This window comes from Paenibacillus sp. FSL H8-0548 (assembly GCF_038630985.1).
In the GTDB taxonomy this organism is placed as follows: domain Bacteria; phylum Bacillota; class Bacilli; order Paenibacillales; family Paenibacillaceae; genus Pristimantibacillus.
The window spans coordinates 5,406,736-5,419,543 of sequence record NZ_CP152049.1 but is presented as its reverse complement, the minus strand read 5'-3'; the positions used below and the strand labels follow the sequence as shown (position 1 = coordinate 5,419,543).

The window sequence follows — 12,808 nt, the reverse complement described above, 5'->3', positions numbered from 1 at the left end:
TGGCTGTATCTTGCGCTAGGCTTGACTTCAAGCTCCCCGTCTGCTAATCTCACCTTCAGGGAAAAGGCGGGTGTTAGCATGATCATCGGCATCGGAAATGACTTATCGGATATAACACGTATAACGAGGATTTTGGAGGGGCGCACGTGCAGGCGTTTTCTTGAGCGTATCCTATCGGCTGGCGAGCACGAGCTGGCAGGACAGTATGAAGGTGAGCGGCTCAACCAATTTGTCGCCGGGCGATTCGCTGCGAAGGAAGCGGTTGTGAAAGCCTTTGGCTGTGGAATCGGCAATGTTGTCGGCTTTACGGATATTGAAATATTGCGCGGCAGCTGCGGCAAGCCGGAATGCAAGCTGACTGCAGACGCTTGGAAGCGTCTGGGCTTCAGCCAAGGCAGCGTTCGAATTCATATCACCATCACCCATGAGCGACAGCTTGCTTCTGCCTTTGCGGTTGTGGAACGAATATCACTGTAACCTTTTGCCTATACTTGGAATGTAATATACCGAGCATGGATTTGAGAGGAGATGGCGGCATTGAAGGAGCAGCGGCAGCAGAAGACGAAGCGTCGTTTTAAGACGGGACAGTGGGTCGAATATGATGGCCTGTATTCAGACGACTGGGGCGGTGATCTGGTGCTGGTGCAGGGCGACCTCTTTCCGGTACATCCACAAATGGGTGAGACACATTGGACGTACGCAGGCCATTTTGCACATCATCTCATGAAATCTCCAAAAATAAACGGTAGCCATATTGGTTATTAACTCAACTTTCGCAGAGTCAAAACCGAGTTGACTCCAATCCGGTGTTAAGGTAAAGCTGGTTTAAGTAACGATCTTGCCCATATAGAAAAACACCGCTTCATTTGGTAAAGTGAGATTGTCGAGATCCACTAAACCAAAGAAGAGGTGTCCCTTCCATGATAAAGCAAAAGTCGTCCCTAGATCAACTCCCACCTGAAATGAGGCCTGCTTTTCAGGAACTCGGTGTACTGAAGCACCTGAGAAATGCAGGATTCAAAAAGACTTTTGGCTATACCTGTTCCCATCTATTTATGCTCGTTTTTGTCCTTCTCTTTCATCAGAAGAACTGGTTTCGTCTGCTCGAAAGTTCCAAAAGTGAAGCCTTTCCTGGCAAAGATGCCGTCTACCGGTTTCTTAATCACAGCGGATTTGCTTGGCGGCGTTTCTTGACTTCTCTCAGCAGTGACACCGTTCAGCGAGTCGAAACCTTGACCTCCGTCACACGAACTTCCGTGTTTATTGTCGACGATTCCATGTTTGAACGAAATCGCAGCAAAGCGGTAGAACTTCTCGCTCGGTTCAAGGATCACGCCACCGGTGCTTATTATAAGGGGTTCCGTATGCTGACTTTAGGCTGGTCGGACGGCCATACATTTCTCCCTCTGGACTTCGCCCTGCTCAGTTCTGTGAAGGCTGGACTGACCGGTATTCATCCGGGAATCGATAAGCGATCCACTGGCTACAAACGCCGGAAAGAAGCTCTGCTTTCGGCCCCGCATCTGGTTTCTGAACTGCTGGATCGGGCCATCGCCTCGGGTGTTTCTGCGTCTTACGTACTCATGGACAGTTGGTTCACTCATGCGCCCTTAATCGAGCGAGTGGTGGAACGAGGTCTTCATGTCATTGGCATGGTGAAAAACGACAACAAGCGATATCTCGTTCAGGGCAAGCGGGTCGATCTCAAAGGTCTTTACCGATCTGCAACGCAAGTCCAAGGGAAGCAACGGAATATTTTGCGTCAGATTCATACGGAACTGGTTCCCGGTATTCCAGTCGTCGTGATCTTTGTTCGCCATCGCTCCAAGAAAAACGAGTGGCTCGCGATTCTATCGACGGATCTCACACTGACGGCACCGGAAATCATTCAAATCTACGCTCTTCGCTGGGACATCGAGGTCTTTTTCAAATGCGCTAAATCCTTGCTGCGCCTGCAAAAAGAGTTCCAAGGTCGCTCCTACGATCTGCTCATTAGCCATACTACGATTGTCTTTTCCCGTTATATTCTGCTGGCTTGGCAGCATCGGCAAAGTACCGATCAACGGACGCTCGGTGGACTGTTTTATTTGCTATGCGATGAAGTCGGTTCTTTGGACTGGGCAGTGGCTTTACAGCAACTGGTGGAATTGATGAACGAAATCGCTAATCAAGTCGGCAAAAAGCTATCCACTATGATAAAAAGTCAACTACAGCTCTGGATCTCCGCTTTGCCCAATTACATCAAGGCTTACTTGCCAATTTCAGGCTGCGAAAGTTGAGTTATTAAGATTATTTGAAATAAAAAGGATGCCAGCAGCAGCTTTGTCTAAACTGCTTGGCATCCTTTTTTATTATTTCTTGCTTGCCAGCCAATCGGCTAAACCGACAATTTCTGCCTCAGTCAGCTTATCCTTGAAAGCAGGCATGTAAGCTTCTCCCTGTTCACCTTGTTCAATTTGCTGGATAATATCAGCAGCGCTCATACGCGCGCCTATTTCTTGCAAATTGGTTGTGGGACCGATTCGGCCTTGAAGTCCTGTACCATGACAGCTGACGCAATTAGCTTTGTACACGGTCATAACGTCAGTTGGCCCGTCAAGCGCATTTTTAATTTTTGCAGCATCTTTACTGCTGCCGCCGCAGCCGGCTAGAGCAAACAGCAATACGCAAGAAGCAGCGGAAATTAGAATTTGGCGATTCGTCATAGAAAAAAGTTACCTCTCTTTATTTGGGTGATGTGGTAAAATCAAACTTAATCAAGCTCTTCACATGTCGTCCATATGAATTTTAATCTTTAGTCCGTATAATAGGAAAGGCAGTTTACGATCTTCAGAAGTCATCATCTACATTATAACGCAGTTTTAACTACGGGAGAGTTCATGAAACCGACAATAGAGAGTATTTTACAAAATCATTTGAATACAATTCAAGCAGAGGTAACGATGTCTGCGTATACGGAAAGTTTTCCGGGCTGGATGGAGAAAAATGCGAAACCGGATTTTTTTCGTTTTTGCTATACGGTTAAAGGTGAGGCTTGGCTCGATATTCAAAATAATAGACATATCATGCAGCCGGGAACGCTCTATTTTCTACCTGCTGGTACGGTGCAATCGTTCGGTACAGAAGGCGATGAGCCTTTTTGCCGCTATTGGTGCCACTTTCGTTTGGAGCTTGGTGATATTCATTTTATGAATTCATTGCAGCTGCCGCCTTTTGTTCATGTGAAGGACATGCAGATGCTCCAGGCGCTCTTCGCCAAAATGAACACAACTCAGCGCTGTGACTCGATTACTAGAGTACTGCGGCTGAAGGCGATTCTGCTGGAACTGATTGCCTATTATTTGGATGAAAGTCATTTCAAGAGAGAAATACACAACGATTCCGGATTAGGGGTAAAATGGAACGATGTGCTTGCTTATATTGAAGCGAATTTGCATGAAAATATTCAGATTGATGCTTTAGCGAGGTTTGCTTTTCTCCATCCGAATTATTTCATTACCTCCTTTAAAAATATTATGGGCTGCTCGCCCATTCAGTATGTGACGAACCGTCGTATTGAGCTCGCCAAACAGCTTCTAATGGATACGGAGCTGCCAGTGGCGAGCGTTGCGAAGCAGGTAGGGATGCAGAACCATTATTTATCGAGGCTCTTCAAAAGGTATACAGGTATAACGCCGGTTCAATATCGCCGGATTGGTAAGCATCATGACATCTGTAGCTTGGATTCTACAGTGACAGCAAGCAAGGAGGAAAACAACTAGTGGAGCAGGAATCGATTAAACGATTTTTCAGCACAGAGCTGCTGAGCTGGTACAGGCTGATCAAGCGTGATTTGCCTTGGCGAATCAATCAAGATCCTTATCGGGTATGGGTTTCAGAAATTATGCTGCAGCAGACGAGAGTGGATACGGTCATCCCCTTTTACAACAATTTTATGAGCAAGTTTCCAACTGTCAAGGCGCTTGCGGAAGCGCCGGAGACGGAGGTGCTTAAGAGCTGGGAAGGTCTCGGCTACTATTCGCGAGCTCGGAACCTGCAAGCAGGGGCGCGAGAGGTGGTTGCTAGGTATGATGGCATCGTGCCTGATGATAAAGCTTCAGTAGCTGGACTAAAGGGTGTGGGTCCCTATACAAGCGGAGCGATTATGAGCATTGCGTTCAACCGTCCAGAGCCCGCAGTAGACGGAAACGTTATGCGCGTGCTTTCAAGGTATTTCTGCTTGGAGGATGATATCGCGAAGCAATCTACGAGAGTGAGTATTGAGAAGCTCGCAGCTTCTCTTATTCCTGAGGGAGCAGCTGGAGATTTTAATCAAGCGCTGATGGAACTGGGAGCGCTTGTATGTACGCCGAAGTCGCCAAGCTGTCTGCCATGCCCGGTAATGGAGCACTGCAGCGCAAGGCTTGAGGGAAGAGAGCTGGAATTGCCAATCAAGACGAAGGCCAAGAAGGCGCGGGCAGAGTTCAGAGCAGCAGCGATCGTCCTCGGCAGTGGTGAGAATGCTGGCAAAGTGCTCGTAAGACAGCGTCCCGAAACGGGGCTGCTTGCGCAGATGTGGGAGCTGCCTCATTTGCTGTTGTCGCCTGATCAGTCGCAGTGGCTGAGTGAGTCAGCGCCGAAGGAGCAGGGAGAGCTCGCTGAGATGATCAGCCGTATGCTAGAAGAGGATACGAGACTGCTTATTCGTCCACGCAGCTGGTTTACGGATGCCGACCATATTTTCAGCCATATCCATTGGAAAATGCGCTTTTACTTGGCTGATTTGGGCGAGGATACAAGCTTGCATACACGGTCGACTGTGGGTTTGAATGAGGATAGATTAGGAATAGCTGCGGAGGCAGGGGCTGAATATAAGCTGAGTGGTGTTGCTACTTCGAGTATAGCTATATTAGATGAGCAATCAAGCCATTATCGCTGGATTGGCAAGGAAGATATGAGTACGCTGCCGTTTCCGAATTTATTTTTGCGGATTTTAACGAAGTTTTGGGAATAACTGAGAGTAGAAGCTGGAGGAGAAGCAAATGAACGATATGCTTAAGCTGCTGCTGCAGCACAAAATTGTTGCTATTTTACGAGGAATTGAAGATCGGGATGCGGATGCAGCGGCACAGGCTTTAATCGACGGCGGCATTCATATGATGGAAATAACGATGAATACAGAAGGTGCGGCGGCAATGATCGAGCGCTGGCGCACGAAATTTGACGGAAAGGCCGCAGTCGGTGCGGGTACGGTAATCGATGTTGCGCTCGCAGAGCAGGCTGTCGCTGCTGGAGCTCAATATCTTATATCGCCTAACCTCGATGAGGATGTCATAGCATTTGGCCGTGAGCGCGGCATTTCCGTGTGGCCTGGCGTAATGACGCCGACGGAAATCGTCAAAGCTTGGAAGGCTGGTGCCGATGCTGTGAAAATTTTTCCAATGGGCACATTAGGAATAGGTTATTTGCAGGAAATTCGCGGCCCTTTGAACGACATCCCAATGATTGCGACTGGCGGTGTAGATTTGCACAATATTGCTGATTATTTTAAAGCGGGGGCAAATGCAGTTGGAATGGGCAGCAAGCTCGTTAATTTGCAATGGATTCGTGAAGGGAAGTTTGATCTCGTAACAGAGCGCGCGCGGCAGTTTGTAGAAGCTGTGCGGGATTTATAGAGTAGGAGGGGCTAAATGTGGTGGCTGCTTTATGGCTAATCGCCAGCTTCATCATAATCGTTGCTTTGCTTGCTGTATTTGTCTGGCAAATGGGAGCTCGCAGCCAGAAGCCTCGCAAGCTGTCAAATGAGAGTGAGCCGATCGTAAATACGGAGTGGCAATCCGTATCCTTTACCAGCCATGGTTCTAAGATGGAGGGCTGGCTGCTCCAGCCAACCACGCTTGCGGAGCAGCACAATGACAAGCTGCCTCTTATCGTTCTCGCACATGGCTGGGGCTCCAATCGGACGCGCGTGCTTCGTTATACGCATTCACTGTATGAAGCGGGCTTTGCTGTATTTATGTACGATGCGCGAAGCCACGGCGACAGCGATTCAATTAGCGCTCCTTCCGCATTAATGTTTCGAGATGATGTTCAGGCGGCTGTTGCTGTAGCAAGGCGGCTTCCTGGCATAGATTCAGAAAGAGTAGCGCTGCTTGGGCATTCGTTAGGAGGCTTTGGCGCTCTGCTCGCGCTTGATCAGGGGGTAAGCGTGCGCGCCGTCGTGACTGATTCAATGCCTGTTTATTTCGAGACGATGATGAAGTCTGAGCTGAAACGCAAAAAAATTCCGTTATTTCCGCTTGCCTATTTGATACCAATGGTATGGCTTATTCGGGCTGGAATATCACGAGCACAGTTCAATGCAGCAAGAATACCTTTAGTACTGGCGAAGTACGCTGGCAGCCGGGATGAGGGGCGTACCCCAGTGCTGATGATCCACTCGAGCGGCGATGATTTTATTAGTGCGGAGGATTTAAGAGAGCTGAGACAGCAATTGCCTGAAGGGATGATACAAACGCTGTTCGTATCGACGAACGGACACAGCGCTTCAGAGCAGGAGCCAGCCTTTTGGGAGCAGGTTATTCCTTTTTTTCAGAAGACGATCGGGATCGCAGCAATTGAAAAAAAGGAAGCCCGCAGCACAGGGCTGCAGGCTTCAAGAGAGAATATATAATAAAGGGGGGTCATGAATTTATTATATATGCATAAGATGAAATCAAGATGAGAGAAATATTACATTTACATTACAAGCTGCACTTTCGCAGTTTTTAATTAATATTAGGCTGGTGAAAAGACTTTTTTCTAGAAGAAGCATCTTTTCGCTTAGCGTCTAGGAGGTTCGAATGCGTAGAATAGTATCCAAGCTAGTGATGGTCTTCATCATAATAGGTGCTGCGTTCTATCTAGATTTTAAGCTGGATATATTTCCTGCTTCAGCGGAATCGGAAGAGGTGTCTGCTGTGGAGGAAACGAATAAGCTGGAGCGTCTGGAGCTGGAAATCGCGAAGCAGTTTCAGGCGAGAGCCGAGCGCTTCTCTGTTATTTACATAGGGGACAAGCAGGAGCTGTCGGACAAATTAACGGAGGTTATCCGCGCTGCACTTGGACATGATGATTATGCAGCCTATATTCTTGAATCCTATATCTATACCATTCGAAGCTGGGGAGACAAGTCAACCATTAGTATTGAAGCTAGGTACCGCGAGACATTAGAGCAAACAGCAGTCGTGGATCGCGAAGTAGCTAAAGCACTTCAAGCTGTTCTCGAACCGGGGATGAATGACCACGAGAAAATAAAAGCGATTCATGATTGGGTTGTCAGTCATGTTGAATACGATCAGTCCTTGAAGCGCTATACGGCGTATGATGCTGTGACTATAGGTGAGGCGGTATGTCAGGGCTATGCGCTGCTTGGCTATAAGATGCTGAATGAAGCTGGAATAACGGCGATCATTGCAGAGGGTACCGTAAATACGGGAGAGCACGCTTGGAATATGGTGAAGCTGGATGGTGCGTGGTATCATCTGGATTTGACATGGGATGATCCCGTCGGTATTCAAGCGGCAGGCAAGGAGTCGTCCAAGGAAGCCGTTAAATCAGGAGAGAGCACCATTCGCTACAATTATTATTTGCGGACGGATCAGGAGCTTAGAGTGGACCATCAGTGGACTAAAACATATCCAGCGGCAGCTGTATCCTATGCGGATACGATACGCGAGCTTGAGCAGCAGGGTATTCAGACAGAGCGCAGCCGCTTCAGCAAGCTGAAGCTTTCGCTTGGCTTGCACTGGCTGGAGCCGGAATATACGGTGACAAGCTCGAAGCAGCTGGATAATGTGATCCAAACAGCGCTTGAAGCTCGTACAGCAAGCCTTGAATTCAGATATGAGCAGGGCGAGGAATTTCCTGCAGCGCTGAAGGCTGCCTTTGAGAATGTCAGCGTGCCAGTCGGCTACCGAGCAAGCTATGAGCCCTATGCTGGAGATAAGTCGCTTATAGTGCGCATCCAGCTCGAATATGGACGTTAGTTTGCTTGGGTGGAATAGATAGATGAAGAGGTGCATCGCTGTACCTCTTTTTGTTGTTGTTGGCCATATGAGTATTGTTGTTCTGCATGCGGGTATGGTGAGTAAGCTGAGTTGAAGGAAAAGTAAGAGCAATGCAAGAGCAAAGCAAGGGCAATTCCCTTAGTGAGTAATCTTTTTACAAAAGGTGTAGTCGCCTTGCAGGAATTGCGCTTGCTGAGGCTTGCTCACTGTACAAGTAACATGCTGCCCTGGGCGGCGTTATTCTATATGGCGTATAGTTGCGCACGACGATGAGCCACATTGTAGAAAGTGCAATAGAAACCTGACATACAGCTCAAATGGTGAGCTACACTGCAGAATTGCAGCAGAATTAGCTGAAATAGCAGGAAATGAGCGTGTTAGAGGGCATTCCGTTGCAAAAAGTGCAGTGTAGCATTAGAGGCATGAGGAGGAGATGGTCGTACATTGTAAAAAGTGCAGTGTAGCGTTAGTGCGTCGGTAGAAAAGAGTGTTGGTAAAGTAGGAGTAGCGTAAGTGTGTCGGAAGAACAGTATGTTGGTTAAAGTAGGAGTAGGGGTAGCATTAGTGTGCCGGAAGAACAGCGTGTTGGCTAAAGTAGGAGTAGGGGTAGCATTAGTGTGTCGGAAGAACAGTATGTTGGGTAAAGCAGCAGAGCTTTCCGTAGAGTAGAGGATTAGTAGTGTAGCAACAGGATAGCAGAAGCGCATGAGTGCAGAAAACTAAATCACTTGCTCTAGTTGATGAGATGCCGTGTGATACTGGATTTAAGTTGGAGTGGTGCATACAAACGGGGTGCATCTCTGCACCCCGGATCGTATACTATAGTTTGCAAAGAAATATGTTCCTCTTGTTTACATACCTTCTGCATCATGGCATGCAGAGGCATTAGGTGAAGACTACAGCCCAAATGCAGCTTTGCTGCACAGCCGGTTATGCTTCACTCTTGCGAGAGGCAGTCATTTGCTGCCATACAGAGCCAGCGGCTTCTTCGCCGCGCTCAATTCGCTCAAGCGCCATTTGGGCTTGCAGCTGGATTTCAAATTCACTGTCCTTGGCAGCTTCGCGCAGCGCCTCTACCGCGGATTCTTCGCCAGCCTCATATAGAAAACGTGCTGCCCGCCAGCGGACAAGCTTGTTTTTGTCTCGAAGCGACTCGATCATTGGGCCGATCGCAGCGGGATCGCCGAGATCAGATAAAGTGTCGCCAGCTGTCCGCCTCACCGACGTCGAAGTATCACGCAGTGCGGTAAACAAATGCGGAAGTGCCTCGGGTGAGCGGAGATCGCCCAAATAGATGACCGCTAATCGGCGAATCGATGTATTTTCATCCTTGATTGCCGCGGCGAGCAAAGGCAAGCCTTCAACGGTGGAGATATAGCGATCCAAGGCGGCGTATCGAACCTGCCAGTCAGGTGAAGCGAATTGCGCCTGCGCCTCTTCCAGCGTCAGTGGAGTCGGTCTCACCACTGTGAGTACAGTTCCCTCCTCCGCGGCAGTGCTTCCAAGCTCAATAGCAGCTTGAATGAGTGCTTCGAGCCGTTCGCTCGTATAGGAGGCTTCAAGCTCGCGCACTATTTCTGCTGCAATCTCCTCGGGTTCTCCGTATCGAACGCCAAACTCTTCGAGCTTGCGCTCGCGAATCATGCCAGAGCCTGCGGCGAGGCTGACAGCTTCGGCGAACTGGGGAGGGAGCGCTGAGCGAACCTCACTGTCTCCCATACGCACACGAACCTGCATTGGAATTCCGCGATACATTTGCACGAGCACGGTTGCTTCGCCGAAGCTTGTCGCAGGGCCTTTGCTGCTGTCGTCTTGTTCCTCGCTTGCTTCATCCTTTTGCAGCAATTGACCTGCTGCCGCCAAAATCGCCGCCCAATCAGCGCCAGGTTTGCGGTCGAGGGCAATAAAGTCGGCAGTTCGGAACAGACCGCGCACGCCATTAATTTGCAAAAGCTGTTGAAACAGCTCAGGCGCCTCACTTGCTTCGCTTGCTTTATAAGTGAGTCGACGTCCACGTGGAAGCATTTCATCAACGTTCAGCTTCATGGAATTCGGGCTCGGTGTTGGCTCTATTGAAATTAGTTTCATGAGGAAACCTCCTGGGAAATTTATGTTTCGAACATTTTTTTGTTGGCGCACTGTAACAAAATCTGCGTCGAAAGCGTAGTCTTATGTGTAAAACTCTATAAATAAGTGTAACTTATTTTATGGAAGGATGCGAACAATGCAGCAATTTTTCGCTTAGTTTCCGAGCAGCTAGCGTGGCTGTCATGGCATAGCCATTGAATTCACGAATAAATAACATATTTGCAATGACTACCGCAGGCTTGGTATCTTTATAAATAACAGATGTTTGCGAGGGAGGGATGAACAGTTGAAGTTAAGACGATTTGCGAATATTGATCATATCGAGCAGCATACTTCTTTGAAGCAGTTCAAAAGATGGCGTCAGGAACGCATTCGTAGGCTGAAATTGAAGGATTATTCATTCACCGTTCCGAATGTTGAACCTGACATTGCATATTTGGAGAAAAATAGACAACAGCCTTCCTTAACATGGGTAGGGCATTCCACTTTTTTCATTCAATTTGGCGGCTTGAACATTATTACAGATCCCGTGTGGTCTACGAAGATGGCTTTCCAAAAAAGACTGTCCCCGCCGGGCATCAAGGTTGAGGATGTTCCGCCGGTTGATGTCGTGCTTATCTCCCATTCCCATTATGATCATTTAAATATAAACTCGCTTCGCAAACTTATTGGCACCAGGCAGCTGCTTGTACCGGCTGGACTCGGTCCAAAGCTGCGCAAAAAGGGCTTTATTAATGTTAAAGAGCTCCACTGGTGGGAGTCTGTACTGATCAATGGCGTCAAATTTACTTTTGTGCCATCTCAGCATTCAACTCGCCGTAATCCGTGGGATACGAATAGCTCACATTGGGGAGGATTTGTCATTGGACGTCCTTCTACGCGGAGTGCGAAGATAGTCAGCCGCTTTGGCGGAAAACCAAAGACATCCGATAAAGGCTCAGAGAATGCTGCGGTGCGTAAGGAAATTGCTAGTGCAGCTGAGTCAATTTCAACAGAAACGCATCCATTCTTCAACGAATTAAACAGAACTGAACGACCGATTTTAACCGATTCCTCGACGATTTATTTTGCGGGAGATAGCGGGTATTTCCAAGGCTTCAAGGAGATTGGCCGTCGTTTCTCCATCGAGGTTGCTCTTCTGCCGATAGGAGCTTACGAGCCGGAATGGTTTATGGGACCGCAGCATATTACGCCGGAGCAAGCACTTCAAGCTTTTGACGATCTAGAGGCGAAATGGTTCGTTCCCATGCACTATGGCGCCTTCAAGCTTGCGGATGATACGCCACGGGAGGCGCTGGATCGTTTGGAGGCAGCACGCAGAAAAAGATGTATTGAGGACAAGCGAATTATCGTGCTTCCCCATGGTGAGACCTGGCGCCTCTGCGGAAAATGACAAACGAGGACATTAGCGCGCCAAATACGTACAATGACGAGAATAGTCGAAACGGTTATACTAGAGTTATCCAAATCTTACGAAGCACGGTTTGCATTCGCAAACCTAAGCTAAATCTTACGAAGCGAGGTTTGCATTCGCAAACCTTTAGGAGGAGCAAGAAATGACTCATGCAACTATACGACTAGGTGTTATTGGTGCAGGCGCGATCGGCAACATTCATATGCAGACATTCCAAAAGGTAGACGGGATAGACGTCGTCGCGGTTACGGACGCGTATCTTCCGCTTGCCGAACAGCGTGCAGCGGAGCACGGTATCGAGATGGTTCATGCAAGCCCGCAAGCTATGCTTGAGGACTCTTCTATTGATGCTGTTGTGATCGGCGTACCGAACAGCTTCCATGCTGCTCTTGCCATTGAAGCGCTGAAGCAAGGCAAGCATGTTCTCTTGGAGAAGCCAATGGCAATTCATTCCGAAGCGGCACGCGAGATTGTAGAGGAAGCCGAGAGATCTGGTAAAATATTGATGATGTCCCATCAGATGCGCTGGACAGGACTTAGCCGAGCGCTCAAACAACGCGTTGATAATGGTGATGTAGGCCATATTTATAATGCTAAGGCTGGCTGGATTCGCAAGAAAGGCATACCTGGCTGGGGCTCATGGTTTACGCGCAAGGATCAATCCGGCGGCGGTCCGCTCATTGATATCGGCGTTCATATGCTGGATCTATCCCTTTATCTGATGGGCAATCCGAAGCCAATATCCGTTTATGGCTCTACCTATGCTGAGTTTGGCCCTAAACGGGAAGGGATCGGAAGCTGGGGAACGCCAAATTGGGATGGGTATTATGATGTTGAGGATCTCGCCTCAGCGCTGATCAAGTTCGATAACGGTGCTACCTTGTCTCTTGAAGTAAGCTGGGCGGCGCATGCTGCATTTATGTCCGAGGAGCCCTTCATTCATTTGATGGGTACGCAGGGCGGTGTAGCAATTGTGGGGAATGACGGTAAATATGTAACGCATACGGAAACAGGGATTGCGGAGAGCGACATTACTCCGCTAGATGGCGAAGAGGACCGTATTCTGATGAGCCGTCATTTTGCCGAATGTATCCGCGAAGGCAAGCAGCCGATCACATCTGCACTGTCAGGCTACACAAACAACCGTATTCTTGATGCCATTTACGAATCCTCCCGCACGGGCAATGAGGTTAAGCTGAATTGGAATTAAGTAAGCAAACCTAAGCTCTATCTAACTATAAAATAAGCAGGCCTCCTCTTAGATGATGACAACGATGTT

12 protein-coding genes are annotated in these 12,808 nt (G+C 48.5%); 10 read left to right on the top strand and 2 right to left on the bottom strand.

Features of this window, described 5'->3' with window-relative positions; genetic code table 11:
- Nucleotides 1-78 precede the first annotated feature (78 nt).
- The 3 genes from acpS (at nucleotide 79) to MHI37_RS23500 (ending at nucleotide 2,279) form a co-directional block, all read left to right on the top strand.
- Nucleotides 79-477: a holo-ACP synthase gene (acpS, locus tag MHI37_RS23510; RefSeq protein WP_076340093.1), complete on the top strand. Its 399-nt coding sequence runs from the start codon at nucleotides 79-81 to the stop codon at nucleotides 475-477.
- A 51-nt stretch (nucleotides 478-528) separates the two neighbouring features.
- Entirely contained in the window at nucleotides 529-765 is a 237-nt protein-coding gene (locus MHI37_RS23505) for a hypothetical protein (protein WP_144023834.1), read from the top strand.
- Nucleotides 766-920: 155 nt separating this feature from the next.
- On the top strand, nucleotides 921-2,279 hold the full coding sequence (locus MHI37_RS23500) for a transposase (protein WP_342556500.1): 1,359 nt from the start codon (nucleotides 921-923) through the stop codon (nucleotides 2,277-2,279).
- 72 nt (nucleotides 2,280-2,351) lie between these two features.
- Here the strand turns inward: MHI37_RS23500 and MHI37_RS23495 are convergent, their stop codons facing one another.
- Nucleotides 2,352-2,705, bottom strand: coding sequence for a cytochrome c (locus tag MHI37_RS23495; RefSeq protein WP_076337519.1), 354 nt, complete (start codon nucleotides 2,703-2,705; stop codon nucleotides 2,352-2,354).
- Between the two features lie 174 nt (nucleotides 2,706-2,879).
- On the opposite strand from MHI37_RS23495, the gene MHI37_RS23490 reads away from it, so the two are divergent.
- The 5 genes from MHI37_RS23490 (at nucleotide 2,880) to MHI37_RS23470 (ending at nucleotide 8,006) form a co-directional block, all read left to right on the top strand.
- Nucleotides 2,880-3,761 carry an AraC family transcriptional regulator gene (locus MHI37_RS23490; RefSeq protein ID WP_076337518.1) on the top strand — a complete coding sequence of 294 codons (882 nt, stop codon included), beginning with the start codon at nucleotides 2,880-2,882 and terminating at the stop codon, nucleotides 3,759-3,761.
- A complete protein-coding gene (gene mutY, locus MHI37_RS23485; RefSeq protein ID WP_076337517.1) occupies nucleotides 3,761-4,993 on the top strand; it encodes an A/G-specific adenine glycosylase in 1,233 nt (410 codons plus the stop codon). The genes MHI37_RS23490 and mutY overlap by 1 nt, the downstream gene beginning before the upstream one ends.
- 28 nt (nucleotides 4,994-5,021) lie before the next feature.
- Nucleotides 5,022-5,654 (top strand): bifunctional 4-hydroxy-2-oxoglutarate aldolase/2-dehydro-3-deoxy-phosphogluconate aldolase, encoded by a 633-nt coding sequence (locus MHI37_RS23480; protein WP_076337516.1) that lies wholly within the window; start codon nucleotides 5,022-5,024, stop codon nucleotides 5,652-5,654.
- A gap of 17 nt (nucleotides 5,655-5,671) precedes the next feature.
- Nucleotides 5,672-6,652 (top strand): alpha/beta fold hydrolase, encoded by a 981-nt coding sequence (locus MHI37_RS23475; protein WP_076337515.1) that lies wholly within the window; start codon nucleotides 5,672-5,674, stop codon nucleotides 6,650-6,652.
- Nucleotides 6,653-6,821: 169 nt separating this feature from the next.
- A complete protein-coding gene (locus MHI37_RS23470; RefSeq protein WP_076337514.1) occupies nucleotides 6,822-8,006 on the top strand; it encodes a transglutaminase domain-containing protein in 1,185 nt (394 codons plus the stop codon).
- A gap of 951 nt (nucleotides 8,007-8,957) precedes the next feature.
- On the opposite strand, the gene MHI37_RS23465 is transcribed toward MHI37_RS23470, so the two are convergent.
- A complete protein-coding gene (locus tag MHI37_RS23465; protein ID WP_076337513.1) occupies nucleotides 8,958-10,115 on the bottom strand; it encodes a virulence factor in 1,158 nt (385 codons plus the stop codon).
- A gap of 286 nt (nucleotides 10,116-10,401) precedes the next feature.
- On the opposite strand from MHI37_RS23465, the gene MHI37_RS23460 reads away from it, so the two are divergent.
- Nucleotides 10,402-11,508, top strand: a complete 1,107-nt coding sequence (locus tag MHI37_RS23460; RefSeq protein ID WP_076337512.1) for an MBL fold metallo-hydrolase — start codon at nucleotides 10,402-10,404, stop codon at nucleotides 11,506-11,508.
- A 163-nt stretch (nucleotides 11,509-11,671) separates the two neighbouring features.
- Complete coding sequence (locus MHI37_RS23455) at nucleotides 11,672-12,739, top strand: Gfo/Idh/MocA family oxidoreductase (RefSeq protein WP_076337511.1); 1,068 nt, start codon at nucleotides 11,672-11,674, stop codon at nucleotides 12,737-12,739.
- Nucleotides 12,740-12,808: the final 69 nt, after the last annotated feature.